The organism is Pseudarthrobacter sp. BIM B-2242 (genome assembly GCF_014764445.1).
Lineage (GTDB): Bacteria > Actinomycetota > Actinomycetes > Actinomycetales > Micrococcaceae > Arthrobacter > Arthrobacter luteus_A.
Map to the genome: position 1 here is coordinate 3,059,047 of NZ_CP061721.1, position 17,043 is coordinate 3,076,089.

Genomic DNA, 17,043 nt, shown 5'->3' on the forward strand with positions numbered 1-17,043 from the left:
TTTGATTGTAAGGTTGGTAGAGAACCGCGCCGGCCTTGGGCCAGCATCAAGCGCCAGGTAATGAGGAGACACCATGAAACCGGAACCCGCGGGAACAGTCACGTCCGAGGGCCCCGCAGTGCCCGTTCGGGCCCGCTTTGGTTCATCCGAAGTCCCGGCCTCGCGCGCCACCCAGGATCGGATCGACATTCCGGAGTTTGCCCCCAACCTGGTACCCGAAGGCGACATCCGTCCGGACCGCTTCCTGGACCGCGAGCTCAGCTGGCTCGCTTTCAACTCCCGCGTTCTGGAGTTGGCTGAAGACCCCAACCTCCACCTGCTGGAGCGAGTGGCCTTCCTGTCCATTTTCGCGTCCAACCTGGACGAGTTCTTTATGGTCCGCGTTGCCGGCTTGAAGCGACGCATCGCCACTGGCCTTGCCGTGCCCTCCCCCGCCGGACTCAGCCCGGTTGAGGTGCTCGAAAGGATCGGGGACGAGGCCCACCGGCTGCAGCAGCGCCATGCCCAGGTCTATGCAGACCAGATCCGGCCGGCGCTCGCCTATGAGCACATTCACCTGATGCACTGGGACGAACTGGACGACGCCGCGAAACAGATGCTCAGCGAACTGTTCGCCGAAAAGGTCTTCCCCATCCTGACGCCGCTGGCTGTGGACCCGGCACACCCGTTCCCGTACATCTCCGGGCTTTCGCTGAACCTTGCCGTAGTGGTGCGCAACCCGGTCAGCGACAAGGAACTTTTCGCTCGCCTTAAGGTTCCGGACCAGCTGCCCCGCCTGATTTCCATTGACGGCCCGCGCGCCGGGGCCGTGGCCGGCCGCGTGGCACGCTTCATCGCCCTGGAAGAAGTCATTGCCGTCCACCTGGACAAGCTCTTCGCAGGCATGGAAGTCCTGGAACACCACATCTTCCGCGTGACCCGCAACGAGGACCTTGAGGTTGAAGAGGACGACGCCGAGAACCTCCTGCAGGCTCTGGAAAAGGAACTGCTGCGCCGCCGCTTCGGTCCGCCCGTCCGTCTCGAAGTCACCAACGACATCAACCCGAACATCCGGGCGCTGCTGATCCGCGAACTTGGGGTGGAAGAGTCCGAGGTGTACTCGCTGCCCGCCCCGCTTGACCTCCGCGGGCTGTCGGTTATCGCCGGCATCGACCGCGCCGACCTCCATTACCCCAAGCACATGCCGCACACGTCGCGGTTCCTCAACGAGTCCGAGACGTCCAAGGCCGCGAACGTTTTCTCCGCGATGCGCCGCCGCGACATTCTGCTCCACCACCCGTACGACTCCTTCTCCACCTCCGTGCAGGCATTCCTGGAACAGGCCGCCGCGGACCCCAAGGTCCAGGCAATCAAGCAGACCCTGTACCGGACGTCAGGCGACTCCCCGATCGTTGACGCTTTGATCGATGCCGCCGAGGCCGGCAAGCAGGTGCTGGCGCTGGTGGAAATCAAGGCCAGGTTCGATGAGCAGGCCAACATTTCCTGGGCCCGGAAACTCGAGCAGGCGGGCGTCCACGTGGTCTACGGCATCGTGGGACTCAAGACGCACTGCAAGCTGTCCCTGGTGGTCCGCCAGGAAGTGGACGGGCTTCGTCGCTACTGCCACATCGGCACAGGCAACTACCATCCCCGCACTGCCAGGTATTACGAGGACCTCGGCCTCCTGACAGCCAACGAACAGGTCGGACAGGATCTGTCCAAGCTGTTCAACCAGCTCTCCGGCTACGCCCCCAAATCCACGTTCAAGCGGCTGCTGGTGGCACCGCGTTCTGTACGCTCGGGGCTTATTGACCGGATCGAGACCGAGATCCGCAATGCCCGGGCCGGCTTGGCCGCACGGGTGCAGATCAAGGTCAACTCCATGGTGGACGAGGCCATCATCGATTCCCTCTACCGCGCTTCGCAGGCCGGTGTCATGGTGGACGTCATTGTCCGCGGCATCTGCTCACTGCGCCCTGGTGTGCCGGGCCTCAGCGAAAACATCACGGTACGTTCAGTGCTGGGCCGCTTCCTGGAACACTCGCGGGTATTCGCCTTCGCCAACGGCGGGGACCAGGTTGTCTACATCGGTTCGGCAGACATGATGCACCGCAACCTTGACCGCAGGGTCGAGGCGCTGGTCCAGCTGGCCAACGCTGAGGACATCACTTACGTTCTTGACCTGCTGCGCCGGTACATGGATCCGGAGACAGCCAGTTGGCACCTGGATAACCAGGGCCAATGGAGCCGCCACCACATCTCCGACGACGGCACGCCCCTTGACGACATCCAGTCCTGGCTTCTGGCATCGCGCACGCGCCAGCGCAGCCTGAGCCGGCGGTAGGTCCGGCGTTGTCCAGCGACATCCTTGTAGCAGACCAGACGGACCATCCCGGCGAAGCGGTCGCGGTGGTGGCGGCCGGCGCCATCCCGTGGCGGATCAGCTCGGACGGTCTTGAAGTCCTGGTGATCCACCGGCCCAGGTACGACGACTGGTCCTGGCCGAAGGGCAAAATCGACCCCGGGGAGACCCTGCCGGAATGCGCGGCGCGGGAGGTGCGCGAGGAGATCGGGCTCGCCGCGCCCCTGGGCATCCCCCTGCCGGCCATCCACTATCACGTGCCCTCCGGCCTGAAGGTGGTCCACTACTGGGCGGTCCGCGTCAACGGGGACCGCCTGGTTCCTGACGGCAAGGAGGTGGACCGTGTGGTGTGGTGTGCTCCGGAAACCGCGGCCGGCCTGCTGTCCAACCCGTCCGACGTCGCCCCCCTGGAGTACCTGCAGGCCGCCTATAAGGACGACCAGCTGGACACGTGGCCGTTCATCGTGGTCCGGCACGCAAAGGCAAAGCCCCGCTCATCGTGGTCCAAAGCGGAGGGTGAGCGGCCTCTGGCGGCCACCGGAATCAGGCAGGCGGAGGCCGTGGCCCGGCTGTTGCAGGCGTGGCAGCCGCCGCATGTGGTGACCAGCCCCTGGCGGCGCTGTGTGTCCACTGTGGCGCCATACCTGAAGATTTCCGGAGCGAAGGTCAAGCTGGTGGACGCGCTGACCGAACACCGGCACGCGCGCACCCCGAAAAAGACGGCCGCCGTCATTGAGACGCTGCTGGAAAAGCAGCGCCCCGTGGCGGTCTGTACGCACCGTCCGGCGCTGCCCACCGTGCTGGCCCAGCTGGCCAAGCGCATGCCCGGCCGCCTTCGTGCCCTCCTTCCGGACTCGGACCCGTACCTGTCCCCGGGGGAACTGGTGGTGTGCCACGTGGCTGCCAACCATAAACAACGCATCGTCGCGGTGGAGCAGTTCAAGCCCTTTGACGACTAAGGCTCCGGGCCGTCCCAACCATTGACGCGGGATTCTTTGTATCAAATACTTAGTACATTGATGCATAAAATCTTTGGGGGATGATGTGCCAGGCGCCGACAGCTTTGGATTCAGCGTCCCGGATGTGCCGCCGATGCTGCTGATCGGGCCGTTCCTGCTGGCTGCCGGACTGTACCTGCTGTTGCGGTGGGTGGTCCGGGCTCCCGGTGGCGGAGCGTCGGCGGTCAGCGTTTCCCAGCATGCGCTGTGGGTCGGCGTCCTGGGATGGCTTGCGAGCTCGCTGCAGTCCGCCGCCAACGCCGGCATCCTTCCGCTGACCGGCACCTCACCGGCCCTGGCCAGTCCTACCGGCATCCTGGTGGCGCTGGCCTGGCCGGTCCTTGGGTGCCTGGCCATCCACGCCATCGGGCAGCTGAGCTATCCGGGACCCCGGCTCCCCCGCAGGATTGCCAGCTTGGACGTCCGCAGGGTCAGGGGCTTCCTGCCACGCCGCCTGGCGTGGACTGTGCTGGCCATTCTTGCCGGCGCTGGCCTGCAGATTGCTTACGTGGCTACCCTTCCCGGCTACGAACCCATCCCGTTTAGCACCATCCAGGACAGCGCCGGCAATTTCCGTCCCGTCGGAGGAGACGGGCGTATCGCGGGAAACGTGCTGGCGGCCTGCCTGGGTGCTGCCTGGCTCGCCCTCGCTGCAGGGACAGCCTCTGTGCTGATGCTCATCAGCCGCCGCAGGCAGCTCGAGGCCCTGAACCCGCAGGAGAACGACGTTCTGCGGACTATCGCCATGAACAGGTTACTGCGGACCGTCGCAACGATCGCCGCAGGGCTTGGCGCTGTGGCGGGCAATTTCGCTGTCCGGCCGGACCCTGCCGCGAATTCGACCGGCTGGACCAATCCCGCGGGACTCGTGGCACTCGTGGTGCTGCTGACGATGTGGGCATGGGCACCGCCAAAGCTGCCAAGCGCCCACACAGACGGTTACGGAATCCGATTGGCTGACTCGCCGGCCTCCACCCACCCGGCCACCAGGCTGTCGGTCTCAGTCGGGGCAGCCATGGGCATCGCGGCGGTGGCAGCCGGAGTGCTGGCCACCTTTATCCCCGGATTCTTTGTGCCGGGCTCCGGGTTTCCAGGGCAGCAAATGTTCTTCGTGCCGTTGTTGGCCGTGACCGTCCTGCTCGTGGCAGGCGCGGGCGAGCTGCTGCTTCAGCGCAACTACGGTTCACGGGAGGTACCCAGGACTTGGCCGCGGGAGGCGGTCAGCCCCGCTTTGCTCACCACTGGTATTACCGCCGCCGTGCTGTACGTGGCAATCACTGCAGTAACGGCCGTGGGCGAGTGGAAACTGCTGGAGGCCGGGTTTGTCGGGTCACTGCGAGCGGACAGCCCCAATGGCGGATCAGCGGCATGGGCAATCGCCGCCACGGCAACAGCTGTGGTGGCAGCGGCCGCCTGCCTGCCCGTTGCGGTGGCCCGGAAGCGCCCCGGCATTTCCGCCGATCTTCCCGGCCTGGACGCCGCGCTCAGGGCAATTACGGTTCACCGGGTGGTCCGGACGCTGGCTGCCTACTGCACGGTCCAGGGCGGCGTGGTCCTGATGACGGCCAGCAGTGCGTGGCCGCCTGCCCTGGGTCTGCCCGCTGCGTTGTGGCCGGCCGCGTGGCAGCCGGTAATGATCGCCGGGGCGATGCTAGCGGCGGTCGGCGTGGTGATCGCTGTGATCCCCGTTCGGGGATTTGCGCGGATCCCCGCATCGGGCAGAACTGTTACGCAGGCGGCCCGATGAATGCGGGAGTGTCCGTAGACCTAAGGTCGGCCACCCCGCCGTACGAGCAGATCCGTTCGCAGATCAGCTCCCTGATTGCCACCGGTGATCTTGGGGTCGGAAGCCGGCTGCCCACCGTTCGCAGCCTCGCCGCCGATTTGGGCATCGCGGCTGGAACGGTTAGCCGGGCCTACAAGGAACTTGAGGCGGCCGGCCTCATCGAATCCCGGCGGCGGAACGGAACCGTGGTGGCAGAACCGGCGCCGGGAGCCTCGGCCCGATCAAACGGGACCGTGCCCGAAGCGGTGACTGCCGCCGTCGACCTTCTGATCAACGCGGGCCGCGACGCGCGGCTTAGCGATCAGCTGCTGCTCGACCTGGTCCGCGGAAAGCTCCAGAAGGGCTGACATGATGCAGGAACATTCTCATGACCGACGCCGGCAGCGCACGGGTTCGTGCCATCACTGGTGCTGCTGGCGCTCATGGCCTATCCAACACGGTTTGCGTCAGGGCTGTGTCGGCTGTTGCGGCCGCACCCGGTCCCAAAAGGTAGACTCTAGCCGTGAGTATCCCGACGCCCTACGAAGACCTCCTCCGCGACGTCCTGGCCCATGGCACCCACAAATCCGACCGGACGGGCACCGGAACCACCAGCGTTTTCGGCCGCCAAATCCGCTTCGACCTGGGCAAGAGCTTCCCGCTGATCACCACCAAGCGCGTACATTTCAAGTCTGTTGCGGTGGAACTGCTTTGGTTCCTGCGCGGCGAATCGAACGTGAAATGGATGCAGGACCAGGGCGTGACCATCTGGAACGAATGGGCAGACGCGGACGGCGAACTGGGTCCTGTGTACGGTGTCCAGTGGCGCAGCTGGCCCACTCCGGACGGCGGCCACATTGACCAGATCGCCGAACTGGTGGAGAACCTGAAGTCCAACCCGGATTCGCGCCGGCACATCGTGTCCGCCTGGAACGTCTCCGAGCTCAAGGACATGGCGCTGCCCCCGTGCCACGCGTTCTTCCAGTTCTACGTGGCAGACGGCAAACTCTCGTGCCAGCTGTACCAGCGGTCCGCAGACATGTTCCTGGGCGTGCCCTTCAACATTGCCTCCTACGCCCTCCTCACGTGCATGGTTGCCCAGCAGGCGGGGCTGGAACCGGGCGAGTTTGTCTGGACCGGCGGCGACGTCCACATCTACGAGAACCACATGGACCAGGTCCTCAAGCAGCTGGACCGGGAGCCCTATGACTACCCGCAGCTGAAGATCACCCGGAAGCCCGCATCGATTTTCGACTACACCTTGGACGACTTCGACGTGGTTGGCTACCAGCACCACCCCACGATTAAGGCACCGATCGCCGTATGAGCACCGAGAACACAGCAGATCCCCAGGCCTTCACCGAAGAGCTCGCCGATACCGTCACCGGCGTCGGCCTGGTGTGGGCCCAAACGTCCGGCGGCGTGATCGGCAAAGACGGCGACATGCCGTGGAACCTGCCCGAAGACATGAAGCACTTCACCCGGCTCACGCTGGGGCACCCGGTAATCATGGGCCGCAAAACGTGGCTGTCTTTCCCGGAAAAGTACCGTCCGCTGCCTGGCCGCACCAATATCGTGGTCACCCGGCAGAAAAACTGGGGCGACTCACCCGAGGCGAAGGGCGCCGTCGTGGTTCCCTCCCTGGATGATGCGCTCCTGGAGTCCCAGTTCGTCGACGGCGGCGAAACAGTCTGGATCCTGGGCGGCGGCGAAGTTTTCCGCCAGTCCACAGACCTTGCCAACGTCGCGGTGGTCACCACGATTGATGTGGAGGCCGACGGCGATACGTTCGCTCCGGAGCTCGACGAAACGTGGGAAGCGGCTTCGGCCGTTCCGCCGGACGGATGGCTGACGGCAGCCAACGGCACGCGCTACAGGTTTACCAAATGGGTTAGGACGCAGGGCTGAGATGCTGAAAAAACCGGAAACACTGTTTGTGCTGGGCTATATGCTCCTGCCGCTGCTCGCGCTGCTCTCCGCAATTGTTGGCCTGACCATGGTCCTGGGCGGCAACAAGATCGCCGGCGCCATCGTGCTGGTGGTGGTGACGCAGGTCTTCGCGTTCGGTGCCTTCTTCGCCCTGCGCGCCCGAAAGCAGGCCATGCTGCAGGACGACAAGCGCGGCTGACGGCTCATCTGTACCGTCAGCCTGATGAACTCTAACTGCAGGATCTTTTGGGGATGATGCATAGTGGCTGGAAATATGTGGGGGCCGGGGAGCGAGCGCGAACGGCGCAATGACGCCGTGTATGCCGAGCACAAGGAAGCCCTGTCCCGTGGCGAGAAGCGGGTGCTCCGCAGGACTGACACCGGCGAGCTCCACAGCTATGCCGGCGATGAGATCGGGTTCTCGCCCGGCCGCGGGCAGGCCCAGGTCAGGACCTGGTGGGGCATGGGAATTGTGTCCCTCGTCCTGGGACTGTTGTTTGTCGCATCCTGGATCATACTGCTGATGCCGCTGGGCAAGGGTGAGCAGCCTTTTTGGGGTGCGCTGTTCCTGACAGCACTAGCCGGGTTGGGCTGCTGGTACACGCTTGGCATGGCCAGGGACGAGCACCGGGCCGCCAGGATCCGCCAGGAGCGCGGTGCCCCCAGGCCCGGCAGCGGGCACGTGTCCACGCCTCCTGCCAGTCCTTCCCCGACGAAGCCCTCCGACGTCTGACCGCACCGGACGGTGACCGCCGCTTCCCGCCCCTCCGTGCGGCCTGCCGCCGCCGTGCATCGGGCCGTGACGTAACCGACTGCGCGGTGCCGGTTCCGAAGTCTAAACTGTACGAATGACTACAGCAGCTACCCCCTCCGTCGGCCTGGTCGGATGGCGCGGCATGGTCGGCTCCGTCCTGATGCAGCGCATGCAGGACGAAGGCGACTTCGCCAACATCAACCCGGTATTTTTCTCCACGTCCAACGCAGGAGGTGCCGCCCCGTCACTCGCTGGAACAGCAGCGGGCAGCGCCGGCAAGCTCGAGGACGCGTTCGACGTCGACGCCCTGGCGAAGCTGCCCATCATTGTCACCGCCCAGGGCGGGGACTACACCAAGCGGGTCCACACCGAGCTGCGCGGCCGCGGCTGGGACGGCCTGTGGATCGACGCCGCCTCCACCCTGCGCATGAACGACGACTCCATCATCGTGCTGGACCCGATCAACCGCGACGTCATCGACAAGGGCATGGTCAACGGCACCAAGGACTTCATCGGCGGCAACTGCACCGTGTCATGCATGCTGATGGGCCTGGGCGGGCTGTTCAAAAACGGCCTCGTTGAGTGGGGCACGTCCATGACCTACCAGGCAGCCTCCGGCGGCGGTGCCCGGCACATGCGCGAGCTGCTCAGCCAGTTCGGCACGCTCAACGCCGAGGTGAGCTCCGAACTGGACGACCCGGCGTCGGCCATCCTCGAAATCGACCGGAAGGTCCTGGCTCACCAGCGCACGGACATCGACGCCACCCAGTTCGGCGTGCCGCTGGCCGGCTCCCTGATCCCCTGGATCGACGCGGACCTTGGCAACGGACAGTCCAAGGAAGAGTGGAAGGCCGGGGTTGAGACCAACAAGATCCTGGGCACCTCGGACGAGAACCGGATCATCATGGACGGCCTGTGCATCCGCATCGGTGCCATGCGTTCCCACTCCCAGGCCCTCACACTGAAGCTCCGTGAGGACCTGTCCGTGGCCGAGATCGAAACCCTCCTTGCCGATGACAACGAGTGGGCCAAGGTCATCCCCAACACCAAGGAAGACTCCATGGCCGGCCTGACTCCCGTGGCCGCTTCCGGCACGCTGGACATCCCGGTTGGCCGTATCCGCAAGATGGAGATGGGCCCGGAGTACATCAGCGCGTTCACCGTGGGCGACCAGCTCCTCTGGGGCGCCGCCGAGCCGCTGCGCCGCATGCTCAACATCGCCACAGGCAACCTGTAGCCTTTCCCCTGACACGAGCGGTCCCGACCCGCAGGAGCGGTGCTACCCGGCACCGCTCCTGCGGGCCGGGGCCGCTTCTGCGTCCTGGGCCCGCTCAGCGGTCCAGGAAGGTGATGTACCGTTCGGCTGCCCGGGTGAAGGCTGCCTGTGCTGCCGTACCCAGCGGCTTGGTGCCGTCGAAGAGTTCAGGCACGACGGCGGCGCTCCGGCCTGCGCCTGCGCGGGACCACGTGCCGATCACCTCTCCCCCGGCCACGAGGGTCTTCTTGAACACGCCGTTGCCGCCGGGGACGATCTTGTTGGCGTGCTCCGGCGCCAGCACCAGGCTCCGGTCCTGGTAGCCCAGCAGGAACTCGTCAAAGCCGGGCAACAGCAGCACCGACCGCTGGCCCGGCACACCGTCGTCGAGCAGTGATGCGGTCTCCGGCGACATCCAATAGCCGGCACCGCAGAATTCCAGCTCGACCAGCAGGCCCCGGACCTGTTCCATAGCGGACCGCACTTCGGTCAGCGGGATCTGGGTCCACCACGCGAAATCGCGGAGCGTGGCGGGGCCGTGGCTCCGGAAGTAGCGAAGCACGAACTCCGCGATCCCGTCCTGCCGCTCCAGCGTCCGGGACTCAGGGATCCACTCGTCGAAGGCCACCAACAGCTGCTGGTTCCCCGAGAGCGGCCCCTGGACCAGCCACCCATGCCGGCACAGCGTCCCCAGGATGTGGATCCCGCGCTGCCCGGCCGTGGGCTGGCCAGCGGCCTCAAACACGGCGAACAGTTCGTTCCTGCTGACTGACCCGCCCCCGACCACGCGCTCCAAGGCCACGTCCCGGCACTTTTCGATGTCCGCCCACGTGATGTCCAGTTCACGGTGCCGGCCCGCCACCACGCGGTGAAGCCGTTCCGCCGTCAGGCTCAGCATCCAGCGCAGGTCCTCCGGAGCCACCAGGTGGAGCGTTCCCCGCATTGGCCAGGAACGGACCACGCTGCCATCGTCCAGGGCGGCCCGGATGTCCGACAGCCCCGCACCGGGGACACGCAGTCCAACAGCCAACAGCGAAGCCTGCAGGTCCTGCGCCTGGGTAGCCGTCATCCAGCGGACAGCCGCCGGGACTGAGGCCAGCCCGGGACCAAGCAGCCCCTGCGATGCCAGCCGGAGCCGGCCCATAACGTTGCGGGTGACGCGGGTGGCTGCCATGTCCTCATCGTAGAACCCTGCCGGATAGGGTAGAAGCATGACTTTGGGGAGTTTGTGGCCGTTGTTCGCGCGTGAAACACAAGGATGGATGGTAGGAGGGACCGCTGCGGTCCTGGCCGGGGTGGCCCTCGGGCTTGCCCCGGCGCTGGGATACCCGGGCGGTGACGAGGGGCTTGAGGTGTTGTTGCCTTCCCTGTTCCTCTGCCTGGGCGGAGGGTACGCAGTCCTGTTTCCCGGTGTCAGGGTCAGCCGTGCCACCCTCCGCATTGTCCGCGACTGGAAACTCTATCCGCTCAGTGGCCGGCTGCTCTGGATCCTCGCCCATGTCACCGCCGTGACCGGCCTGGCGGTCTGCATCGCCGCCGCCACCACGGGCCTGGCGGTGCCGGGACTCCTCGTCTGGCTGTTTACCGGCCCCTATCTGGCCCTGACCGGATGGGCCGCCGCCCTGATGGGGGCGGCGGCGAACATCAGGCTGATCGGCAGCGAAGAAGGCCTCCTCGCACCGGCTGTGCAGCCCGGGTAAGGCTAGAGCGTCAGCCCGATCAGCAGCGGTTCCGGATGCAGTTCAATGCCAAAGCGTTCGACGACGCCGTCCCGCACCTCGCGGGCGATGGCCAGCATGTCCTTGGCACTGGCTGAGCCCCGGTTGGTAATGGCCAGCGTGTGCTTTGTGGACAGCGCCGCGCGCCCGCCGGACGCGCTGTCCGGTTCCAGGCCGTAGCCCTTGCCGAACCCGGCCCGGTCGATCAGCCAGGCAGCAGAGAGTTTGACCATGCCGTCCACACCGGCGGGGTACTGCGGTGCGTTGTCCGGCAGCCCGGCGGCGACGTCCGCGGGGACAACCGGGTTGGTGAAGAACGATCCGGTGGAATATGTGTCCCGGTCGGCGGCGTCCAGCACCATGCCTTTGGACGCGCGCAGGCGGAGCACTTCGCGCCGGACATCGTTTGAGTAAGCCCGTTTGCCGGGTTCGACGTCCAGGGAGCGGGCCAGCTCGGCGTAGCGGATGGGCGCACTCATCCGGCCCAGCGGCAGCTGGAATTCGACGGTCAGCACAACGTACCGGGGCGATCCGTCCACGGTGGTCTGCTTCAGGATGGAATCCCGGTAGCCGAACTTCAGCTCGGAGTTGGTGAAGGTCTGGACAGCATTCCGGGTCCGGTCCCACGTCCGGACCGCGGCGATGGTCTGGGAGACCTCTGAACCGTACGCCCCGACGTTCTGGACCGGAGTAGCGCCGGTTGCCCCGGGGATCCCGGAAAGTGCCTCGATGCCGGACCACGCATGCAGCACGGCGTGCTCCACGAGGGCATCCCAGTTGTGGCCGGCCTGCACCACCACCGCCACACCGCCGCAGGAGTCCTCAGCGTTAACAGTGAACCCTTCCGAGGCGATCTTCACCACGGTGCCGGGGAACCCGTCGTCGGAAATCAGCAGGTTGGAGCCGCCACCGATCGCGAGGACGGGCTCCCCCGCCGCGTCAGCCGTGCGGACGGCGTCGATGATCTCCGCCTCGGTCCGGGCTTCAACGTACTTGCCGGCGGGACCGCCCACAGCGGCCGTGGTCAGGGCCGCGAGCATTGTCTGGGTCACAGCTCCATCCCTAGGACAGCCTGACGACGGCCTGGGCCTTCATCAGCACTTTTTGCCCGGCCGAAACCACGGTGAGGTCAACGCGCGCGGTGCCGGCCTCGGCGTCGAGCTTTCCAACGGCGCCGCTGACCTCGATGGTGGCCCCGGGTTCCGTGGTTCCGGTGGTGTCGGTGACCAGGACCGGCTTGGTGAAGCGCGTCTGGAAGTCGACGACGGCGGCGGGGTCGCCTGCCCAGTCGGTGACCAGCTGCACTGCCGCACCCATGGTGAACATGCCGTGGGCGATCACGCCGGGCAGTTCCACGCCGGTGGCGAAGGCCTCGTTCCAGTGGATGGGGTTGAAGTCGCCGGACGCACCGGCGTACTTGACCAGGTCGGTGCGGGTGACCTCGATGGTCCGGCTGCCAATGTCCTGGCCGGCGCTGAGTTCGTGGAAGGTGGGGCTCATGGTTACTGTCCCTCTCCGCGGACGAGAATGGATGATGTGGCGGTGGCGACGGGCTCGCGTGCACCGCTGCCGCCGTCGGTCAGGGCAAAAATTTCCTGGCGCGTGGTGATCATGGCGCCTCCGCCCATGGCACGGACGCCGTCAACGTGCAGTTCCGCCACCAGCCGGTCGCCGGCGACGATGGGGCGGTGGTGGATGAAGCGTTGGTCGGCATGGACTACGCGGGTGAAATCGATGCCGGCATCAGGATCCTCGATCAGCTGGGCGTCGGCGCGCTGGGCGATGATGATGGCGAACGTGGGCGGCGCCACCAGATCGGTGTGGCCCAGGGCCTTGGCGGCCTCGACGTCGAAGTGGGCGGGGTGCGTTGCCTTGACGGCGCGGGCGAACTCGCGGATTTTCTCGCGGCCGACGTCGTACACCTCTGCGGCAGGGTAGCTGCGGCCCTGCAGATCCGGATTGATAGTCATGGCCTCAAGCCTATCGTTCCGGGCAGCCGTCGGGGTCTTGCCATCCCTTGATATGATGAATTCATCATTCCATCAAGTGACCTGCTTGCAGGATCAGGAGCGTTCCCGATGTTGACTGCCGCCCAGGCTCCGCTGTACGAGATCAAGGCCAACCTCTTCAAAGCACTGGCCCACCCCGCGCGGATCCGAATCCTCGAACTCCTGTCCGCCGCCCCGCACAACACGGCAGCGGTCAGCTACCTGCTTGCCGAGACAGGGCTGGAGGCCTCCCACCTCTCCCAGCACCTGGCCACGCTGCGCAGGCACAAAGTGGTGACATCGGTGCGGAGCGCCAACGCGGTGACCTACAGCCTGGCCCACCCGGGGATTTCGCAGCTGTTGGCCATTGCCCGCACCTTCCTGCTGGACAGCCTCGCCGACTCCAACGAACAGCTCCGACTGGCGCAGCAGCTGCCGGCCGGGCATCTGCCCGCGGAGTCCGCCTCGTGAGCACCGGGCTGCGTTCGGGTTCGCTGGCACTTTCCCGCTTCCTGCCGTCCCGGGCGGACTACGCAGGGCTCCGGCTCTCCTGGCGGACTGACGTTTTCGCCGGGATCACGGTGGGCATCGTGGCTTTGCCGCTGGCGCTGGCGTTCGGGGTCAGCTCCGGGGTGGGCGCGGAGGCGGGGCTCATCACGGCGATCGTGGCCGGACTGGTTGCCGCCGTCATGGGCGGCTCCCACGTCCAGGTCTCGGGACCAACAGGGGCCATGGTGGTGGTCCTCGCGCCGGTGGTGGCGGTGCACGGGACCGGCAGCGTAGCCCTGGTGTCACTGATGGCCGGATTGATGGTCTGCGCGCTCGGCATCAGCGGCCTGGGGAAGGCCGTGGCCTTTATTCCGTGGCCGGTGGTGGAAGGTTTCACGCTGGGGATCGCCGCCATCATCTTCCTCCAGCAGGTTCCGCTGGCCACCGGTACGGCCGGCACACCGGGCCACAACACACTGCTCGCAGCCATTGAGGCGGCATCGGTGGCAGTGGCACCCACCGTCGTGCTGACCCTCGCGCTCGTGGCGGGTGTCGCCGTCGTAATGATCCTGGTCCAAAAGTATTTCCGGGCACTGCCGGCCAGCCTCCTCGCGGTGCTCCTGGCGACGGCGGCTGCCGAACTTCTGCGGCTGGACGTGCCCCGGATCGGCGAACTGCCGCACTCCCTGCCATCGCCCTCCGTACCTGCCATGGATCTGGCTTCCGTGAGCGCCTTGGCGATGCCCGCCGTCGCCATCGCAGCCCTCGCGGCCATCGAATCGCTGCTTTCTGCACGCGTGGCAGGAGGAATGGCCGGGCCGGACGGAACTCCGAGCGGCCCCTACAGCCCGGACCGGGAGCTCACGGGCCAGGGCCTGGCCTCCATCGCCGCCGGCCTGTTCGGCGGGATGCCCGCCACCGGCGCCATCGCCAGGACGGCCGTGAATGTGCGGTCGGGCGCGAAGACCCGGCTGTCCGCCGTGGTGCATGCCGTGGTGTTGCTTGCCATTGTCTACCTGGCAGCCGGACTGGTGGGACGGATTCCGCTCGCGGCCCTCGGCGGTGTGCTGATGGTCACCGCGGCGCGGATGGTTTCCCGGCGCACCGTGACCGCGATCCTCCGTTCAACCCGTTCGGATGCGGCGGTCTTTATCCTCACAGCCATCATCACTGTGGCGTTCGACCTGATTGTGGCCATCCAGATCGGGCTGGCCGCTGCCGCCCTCTTCACGCTGCGGAAATTCGCGTCGCTGAGCAGTGTGCAGCGTGAGGAGATTGCCGGACCGGCCGCTGACGGCGATGAGCACATTGCAGTCTTCCGGCTCGATGGTGCCATGTTCTTTGGTGCCGCCGAACGCATTCTCCAGGGGATCAGCCAGGTCAGGGACGTTCAGGTGGCCATCATCAGGCTCTCCCAGGTGCGGATGCTTGACGCCACCGGCGCGCACGCCCTGGTGGAGGTGATCTCCGCGCTGGAGCTGCGCGGCATCACGGTGCTTTTGAAGGGAGTTCGGCCGGATCACCTTGCCCTGGTGACCAACGTCGGCGTGATCCGCTCGCTGCGCCACCACAAGCATTTGTTCGAGGACCTGCCGGCAGCCGTGGAACACGCCCGCAGCCACGTTCGCCGGAACGCAGCCGCCGCTACCGCTTGAGGTTCTTCCGGATGGTCTGGCCTCGCACCACGATCCCCGCGATGTGCAGCACAAGCCCGGCGCCAATAACCGCCAGGGACGCCATGGCGAGGTCGCGGTTGTTGGTGCTGTTGCCCACCAGGTTCAGGATGATCCCGACGGCGATGAGCCCCATGGCACCGAACGCCAGGACTTTGTATGAGGTGGGCGCGGACTCCCAGAATTCTTTAAGCACCGTGACAGTCTACCGAGCGTTCAGAACAGGGATTCCTGGACAGCGGGTACAGCCGAGGAAAACTCCCCCAGCACGAGTGTGCGTGCTGCGAGCCGGCCGAGGTTCACCACGAACTCCGAGTCCGTGCCATCCAGGAGGGCGAGGGCGTTGGCTCCGCTGAGCCCCGCAATGGTGAAACCATGGTGGCCGCCGTCGAGTGCATGCGGATAGGCGTGGCGCAGCGCCGGCCTGCAGAGTGCGGCAGCCTGCGCGGGCGGCACCCAGCGTTCATCAGCTACCTCAAAACCGTCGACGGCGGTCCGGTCAAGCAGGCTGCGGACACGGGCCGCGTGCCGGGCATTGATGTCCCCAAGTTCGGCTGCGGGGCGCGGCCCGGTCAGTGCCCCTGCCTTTGCGGCGGAGCGGACCTGCTGGACGAGTCCGGCCTCCCGGGTGACCATGTCCTCAAGGATCCGCACTACGCGCCCGTCCTGGGCCCGTGCCACGTAGCTGGCCACCACAGCCCCCTGTTCGGCAAGCCGGTTCCACTTCCTGAGGTCCGATGCGGTGCCCACTTTGCTGGCTCCGCCGGCGAACGTCGCCACATACAGCCAGTGCTCCTGCATCAGGTAGGTCCGCAGCCCGTCCGGCACGTAGCCGCCGCGGTGGAAGTCGTGGATGAGCCTGGAATGGTCCGCCACGAAGCATCGTTCACACTGTTTGCCCTTGGCTGCCGGCGCGCCGGCGGAGCACAGGACATGGGTCCGGCTGGTGGCCGAGTGGACCTTGTGGTGCCCCAGGCAGGACCTGCCTGGGGAGGTGACGTCGAAACCCAGCCGGATCCCCCGCCGGAGGCTTACCTCACGGAAGTCACCGGCCGGTGACTGCAGGCGCAGAACGGGGCTGCCGCCGTCGTGCCCTGCCTCCGTGGCCGGGGCACCGTCCCAAAAGACCCCGTGGACCAGATAACGGGTATCGGTCACGGGGTCTCCTGGTGTGAAGCTTCGGGTGCTACAGCGCGGGCTGCACTCCAAAGGCTACTGCGAGCTTCATGATCTTTTCGGCGCGGCCCAGCCGGGGCAGGTCAGAACCGTCGCGGATAACGCGGCCGTTGGCTTCGAAATCGGCCATAAAGTCCGTGGCCCAGGCGACGTCGGACGGCGTGGGACTGATGACCTCGTTGATGACGTTGGTCTGGTCGATGGCCAGGCACAGCTTGCCGGTCATGCCCATCATGACCGTGATGCCGGTCTGCTCGCGCAGGATGGGGTGGTTGGTGCCCACCGTGGGTCCGTCGATGGGGCCTGGAAGGTTGCCCACGCGGCTGGCAACAACCAGTTTTGCGCGCGGGTAGGCCATGGCCTCGGGGGTGGCCGCCATGCCGGTGTCGCGGCGGAAGTCGCCGGAACCGAAGGCCAGGCGGAAAGCGCCCTGCGCCTTGGCGATGTGGTTGGCCTCCTCGATGCCCAGCGCGGATTCCACCAGCGGAATGACCGGCGTATTGCCATCCATGCGGTGGAAGCTCTCGGTCACCTGGTCAGCTGACTCCGTCTTGGCGAGCATGACTCCGAGCAGGCCGGGAGTGCCGCGCAGCCCGGCGAGGTCCGCTGCCCAGAACGGGCTGGTGGCATCGTTGATCCGGACCCAGGCCTTGCCGCCGCCGCTCAGCCAGTCAATAACGTTTCCGCGCGCCTGGTCCTTCTGCGACGGGTCCACGGCGTCTTCGATGTCCAAAATGATCGAGTCAGCGCGGGAAACAGCCGACTGGTCAAACAGTTCGGTTTTCATCGCGTTGACCAGAAGCCAGGAACGGGCGATTTCAGCTGGGATGTTGCGCTCAGGCCGAACAGTCTCGGTGGCGATGGTAGAGGTCATGTATCTACCGTATCCGGCCGGGCACTGCGAGCGCTAAGCAGGATTGCCTGACGGGGCGACCAATACGAACATTACCGGCACCG

At 66.3% G+C, this 17,043-nt stretch carries 19 protein-coding genes; 12 read left to right on the forward strand and 7 right to left on the reverse strand.

Annotated features, from left to right (window positions below):
* Positions 1-73: 73 nt before the first annotated feature.
* The 9 genes from IDT60_RS14060 (at position 74) to asd (ending at position 9,024) form a co-directional block, all read left to right on the forward strand.
* Positions 74-2,323 (forward strand): RNA degradosome polyphosphate kinase, encoded by a 2,250-nt coding sequence (locus IDT60_RS14060; protein WP_191079494.1) that lies wholly within the window; start codon positions 74-76, stop codon positions 2,321-2,323.
* A gap of 8 nt (positions 2,324-2,331) precedes the next feature.
* Positions 2,332-3,300 carry an NUDIX hydrolase gene (locus IDT60_RS14065; RefSeq protein WP_164205827.1) on the forward strand — a complete coding sequence of 323 codons (969 nt, stop codon included), beginning with the start codon at positions 2,332-2,334 and terminating at the stop codon, positions 3,298-3,300.
* An 85-nt stretch (positions 3,301-3,385) separates the two neighbouring features.
* A complete protein-coding gene (locus IDT60_RS14070; protein ID WP_223883727.1) occupies positions 3,386-5,086 on the forward strand; it encodes a hypothetical protein in 1,701 nt (566 codons plus the stop codon).
* Entirely contained in the window at positions 5,083-5,472 is a 390-nt protein-coding gene (locus IDT60_RS14075; RefSeq protein WP_191079495.1) for a GntR family transcriptional regulator, read from the forward strand. The genes IDT60_RS14070 and IDT60_RS14075 overlap by 4 nt, the downstream gene beginning before the upstream one ends.
* A gap of 155 nt (positions 5,473-5,627) precedes the next feature.
* Positions 5,628-6,431: a thymidylate synthase gene (locus IDT60_RS14080; protein ID WP_164205823.1), complete on the forward strand. Its 804-nt coding sequence runs from the start codon at positions 5,628-5,630 to the stop codon at positions 6,429-6,431.
* Positions 6,428-7,012 carry a dihydrofolate reductase gene (locus tag IDT60_RS14085; protein WP_164205821.1) on the forward strand — a complete coding sequence of 195 codons (585 nt, stop codon included), beginning with the start codon at positions 6,428-6,430 and terminating at the stop codon, positions 7,010-7,012. The genes IDT60_RS14080 and IDT60_RS14085 overlap by 4 nt, the downstream gene beginning before the upstream one ends.
* A 1-nt stretch (position 7,013) precedes the next feature.
* Positions 7,014-7,232, forward strand: a complete 219-nt coding sequence (locus IDT60_RS14090) for an NF038396 family protein (protein WP_164205819.1) — start codon at positions 7,014-7,016, stop codon at positions 7,230-7,232.
* A 63-nt stretch (positions 7,233-7,295) separates the two neighbouring features.
* Positions 7,296-7,766 carry a hypothetical protein gene (locus tag IDT60_RS14095; RefSeq protein WP_223883728.1) on the forward strand — a complete coding sequence of 157 codons (471 nt, stop codon included), beginning with the start codon at positions 7,296-7,298 and terminating at the stop codon, positions 7,764-7,766.
* A 115-nt stretch (positions 7,767-7,881) separates the two neighbouring features.
* A complete protein-coding gene (asd, locus tag IDT60_RS14100) occupies positions 7,882-9,024 on the forward strand; it encodes an aspartate-semialdehyde dehydrogenase (RefSeq protein WP_191079496.1) in 1,143 nt (380 codons plus the stop codon).
* A 94-nt stretch (positions 9,025-9,118) separates the two neighbouring features.
* Here asd and IDT60_RS14105 read toward each other — a convergent pair whose 3' ends face one another.
* Positions 9,119-10,216: a winged helix DNA-binding domain-containing protein gene (locus IDT60_RS14105; protein WP_191079497.1), complete on the reverse strand. Its 1,098-nt coding sequence runs from the start codon at positions 10,214-10,216 to the stop codon at positions 9,119-9,121.
* 88 nt (positions 10,217-10,304) lie between these two features.
* On the opposite strand from IDT60_RS14105, the gene IDT60_RS14110 reads away from it, so the two are divergent.
* Positions 10,305-10,742 (forward strand): hypothetical protein, encoded by a 438-nt coding sequence (locus tag IDT60_RS14110; RefSeq protein ID WP_191079498.1) that lies wholly within the window; start codon positions 10,305-10,307, stop codon positions 10,740-10,742.
* A gap of 2 nt (positions 10,743-10,744) precedes the next feature.
* Here IDT60_RS14110 and IDT60_RS14115 read toward each other — a convergent pair whose 3' ends face one another.
* Genes IDT60_RS14115 through IDT60_RS14125 form a run of 3 tightly spaced genes read right to left on the reverse strand, consistent with a single transcriptional unit; the run spans position 10,745 to position 12,730 of the window.
* Complete coding sequence (locus IDT60_RS14115) at positions 10,745-11,812, reverse strand: UDP-N-acetylmuramate dehydrogenase (RefSeq protein ID WP_191079499.1); 1,068 nt, start codon at positions 11,810-11,812, stop codon at positions 10,745-10,747.
* Between the two features lie 10 nt (positions 11,813-11,822).
* On the reverse strand, positions 11,823-12,260 hold the full coding sequence (locus tag IDT60_RS14120; RefSeq protein WP_191079500.1) for a MaoC family dehydratase: 438 nt from the start codon (positions 12,258-12,260) through the stop codon (positions 11,823-11,825).
* Between the two features lie 2 nt (positions 12,261-12,262).
* Positions 12,263-12,730 (reverse strand): MaoC family dehydratase N-terminal domain-containing protein, encoded by a 468-nt coding sequence (locus IDT60_RS14125; RefSeq protein ID WP_191079501.1) that lies wholly within the window; start codon positions 12,728-12,730, stop codon positions 12,263-12,265.
* A gap of 108 nt (positions 12,731-12,838) precedes the next feature.
* Here IDT60_RS14125 and IDT60_RS14130 point away from each other — a divergent pair, with 108 nt between their 5' ends.
* Both IDT60_RS14130 and IDT60_RS14135 read left to right on the forward strand, forming a co-directional pair.
* Complete coding sequence (locus IDT60_RS14130) at positions 12,839-13,219, forward strand: metalloregulator ArsR/SmtB family transcription factor (protein ID WP_164205803.1); 381 nt, start codon at positions 12,839-12,841, stop codon at positions 13,217-13,219.
* Entirely contained in the window at positions 13,216-14,892 is a 1,677-nt protein-coding gene (locus IDT60_RS14135) for a SulP family inorganic anion transporter (RefSeq protein WP_191079502.1), read from the forward strand. Before IDT60_RS14130 ends, IDT60_RS14135 begins: the two co-directional genes overlap by 4 nt.
* Here the strand turns inward: IDT60_RS14135 and IDT60_RS14140 are convergent.
* Genes IDT60_RS14140 through IDT60_RS14150 form a run of 3 tightly spaced genes read right to left on the reverse strand, consistent with a single transcriptional unit; the run spans position 14,882 to position 16,960 of the window.
* Complete coding sequence (locus IDT60_RS14140; RefSeq protein ID WP_191079503.1) at positions 14,882-15,106, reverse strand: DUF3188 domain-containing protein; 225 nt, start codon at positions 15,104-15,106, stop codon at positions 14,882-14,884. The two genes, IDT60_RS14135 and IDT60_RS14140, sit on opposite strands and share 11 nt — an antisense overlap.
* 20 nt (positions 15,107-15,126) lie before the next feature.
* Positions 15,127-16,068 (reverse strand): DUF2797 domain-containing protein, encoded by a 942-nt coding sequence (locus IDT60_RS14145; RefSeq protein ID WP_191079504.1) that lies wholly within the window; start codon positions 16,066-16,068, stop codon positions 15,127-15,129.
* A gap of 28 nt (positions 16,069-16,096) precedes the next feature.
* On the reverse strand, positions 16,097-16,960 hold the full coding sequence (locus IDT60_RS14150; protein WP_164205797.1) for a CoA ester lyase: 864 nt from the start codon (positions 16,958-16,960) through the stop codon (positions 16,097-16,099).
* Between the last annotated feature and the right edge of the window lie 83 nt (positions 16,961-17,043).

Coding starts and splice junctions, on each gene's coding strand:
- IDT60_RS14150 (WP_164205797.1), bottom strand. CDS start 16,960: ATGACCTCTACCATCGCCACCGAGACTGTTCGGCCTGAGCGCAACATC.
- IDT60_RS14105 (WP_191079497.1), bottom strand. CDS start 10,216: ATGGCAGCCACCCGCGTCACCCGCAACGTTATGGGCCGGCTCCGGCTG.
- asd (WP_191079496.1), top strand. CDS start 7,882: ATGACTACAGCAGCTACCCCCTCCGTCGGCCTGGTCGGATGGCGCGGC.
- IDT60_RS14060 (WP_191079494.1), top strand. CDS start 74: ATGAAACCGGAACCCGCGGGAACAGTCACGTCCGAGGGCCCCGCAGTG.
- IDT60_RS14110 (WP_191079498.1), top strand. CDS start 10,305: ATGGTAGGAGGGACCGCTGCGGTCCTGGCCGGGGTGGCCCTCGGGCTT.
- IDT60_RS14075 (WP_191079495.1), top strand. CDS start 5,083: ATGAATGCGGGAGTGTCCGTAGACCTAAGGTCGGCCACCCCGCCGTAC.
- IDT60_RS14090 (WP_164205819.1), top strand. CDS start 7,014: ATGCTGAAAAAACCGGAAACACTGTTTGTGCTGGGCTATATGCTCCTG.
- IDT60_RS14130 (WP_164205803.1), top strand. CDS start 12,839: ATGTTGACTGCCGCCCAGGCTCCGCTGTACGAGATCAAGGCCAACCTC.
- IDT60_RS14120 (WP_191079500.1), bottom strand. CDS start 12,260: ATGAGCCCCACCTTCCACGAACTCAGCGCCGGCCAGGACATTGGCAGC.
- IDT60_RS14125 (WP_191079501.1), bottom strand. CDS start 12,730: ATGACTATCAATCCGGATCTGCAGGGCCGCAGCTACCCTGCCGCAGAG.
- IDT60_RS14085 (WP_164205821.1), top strand. CDS start 6,428: ATGAGCACCGAGAACACAGCAGATCCCCAGGCCTTCACCGAAGAGCTC.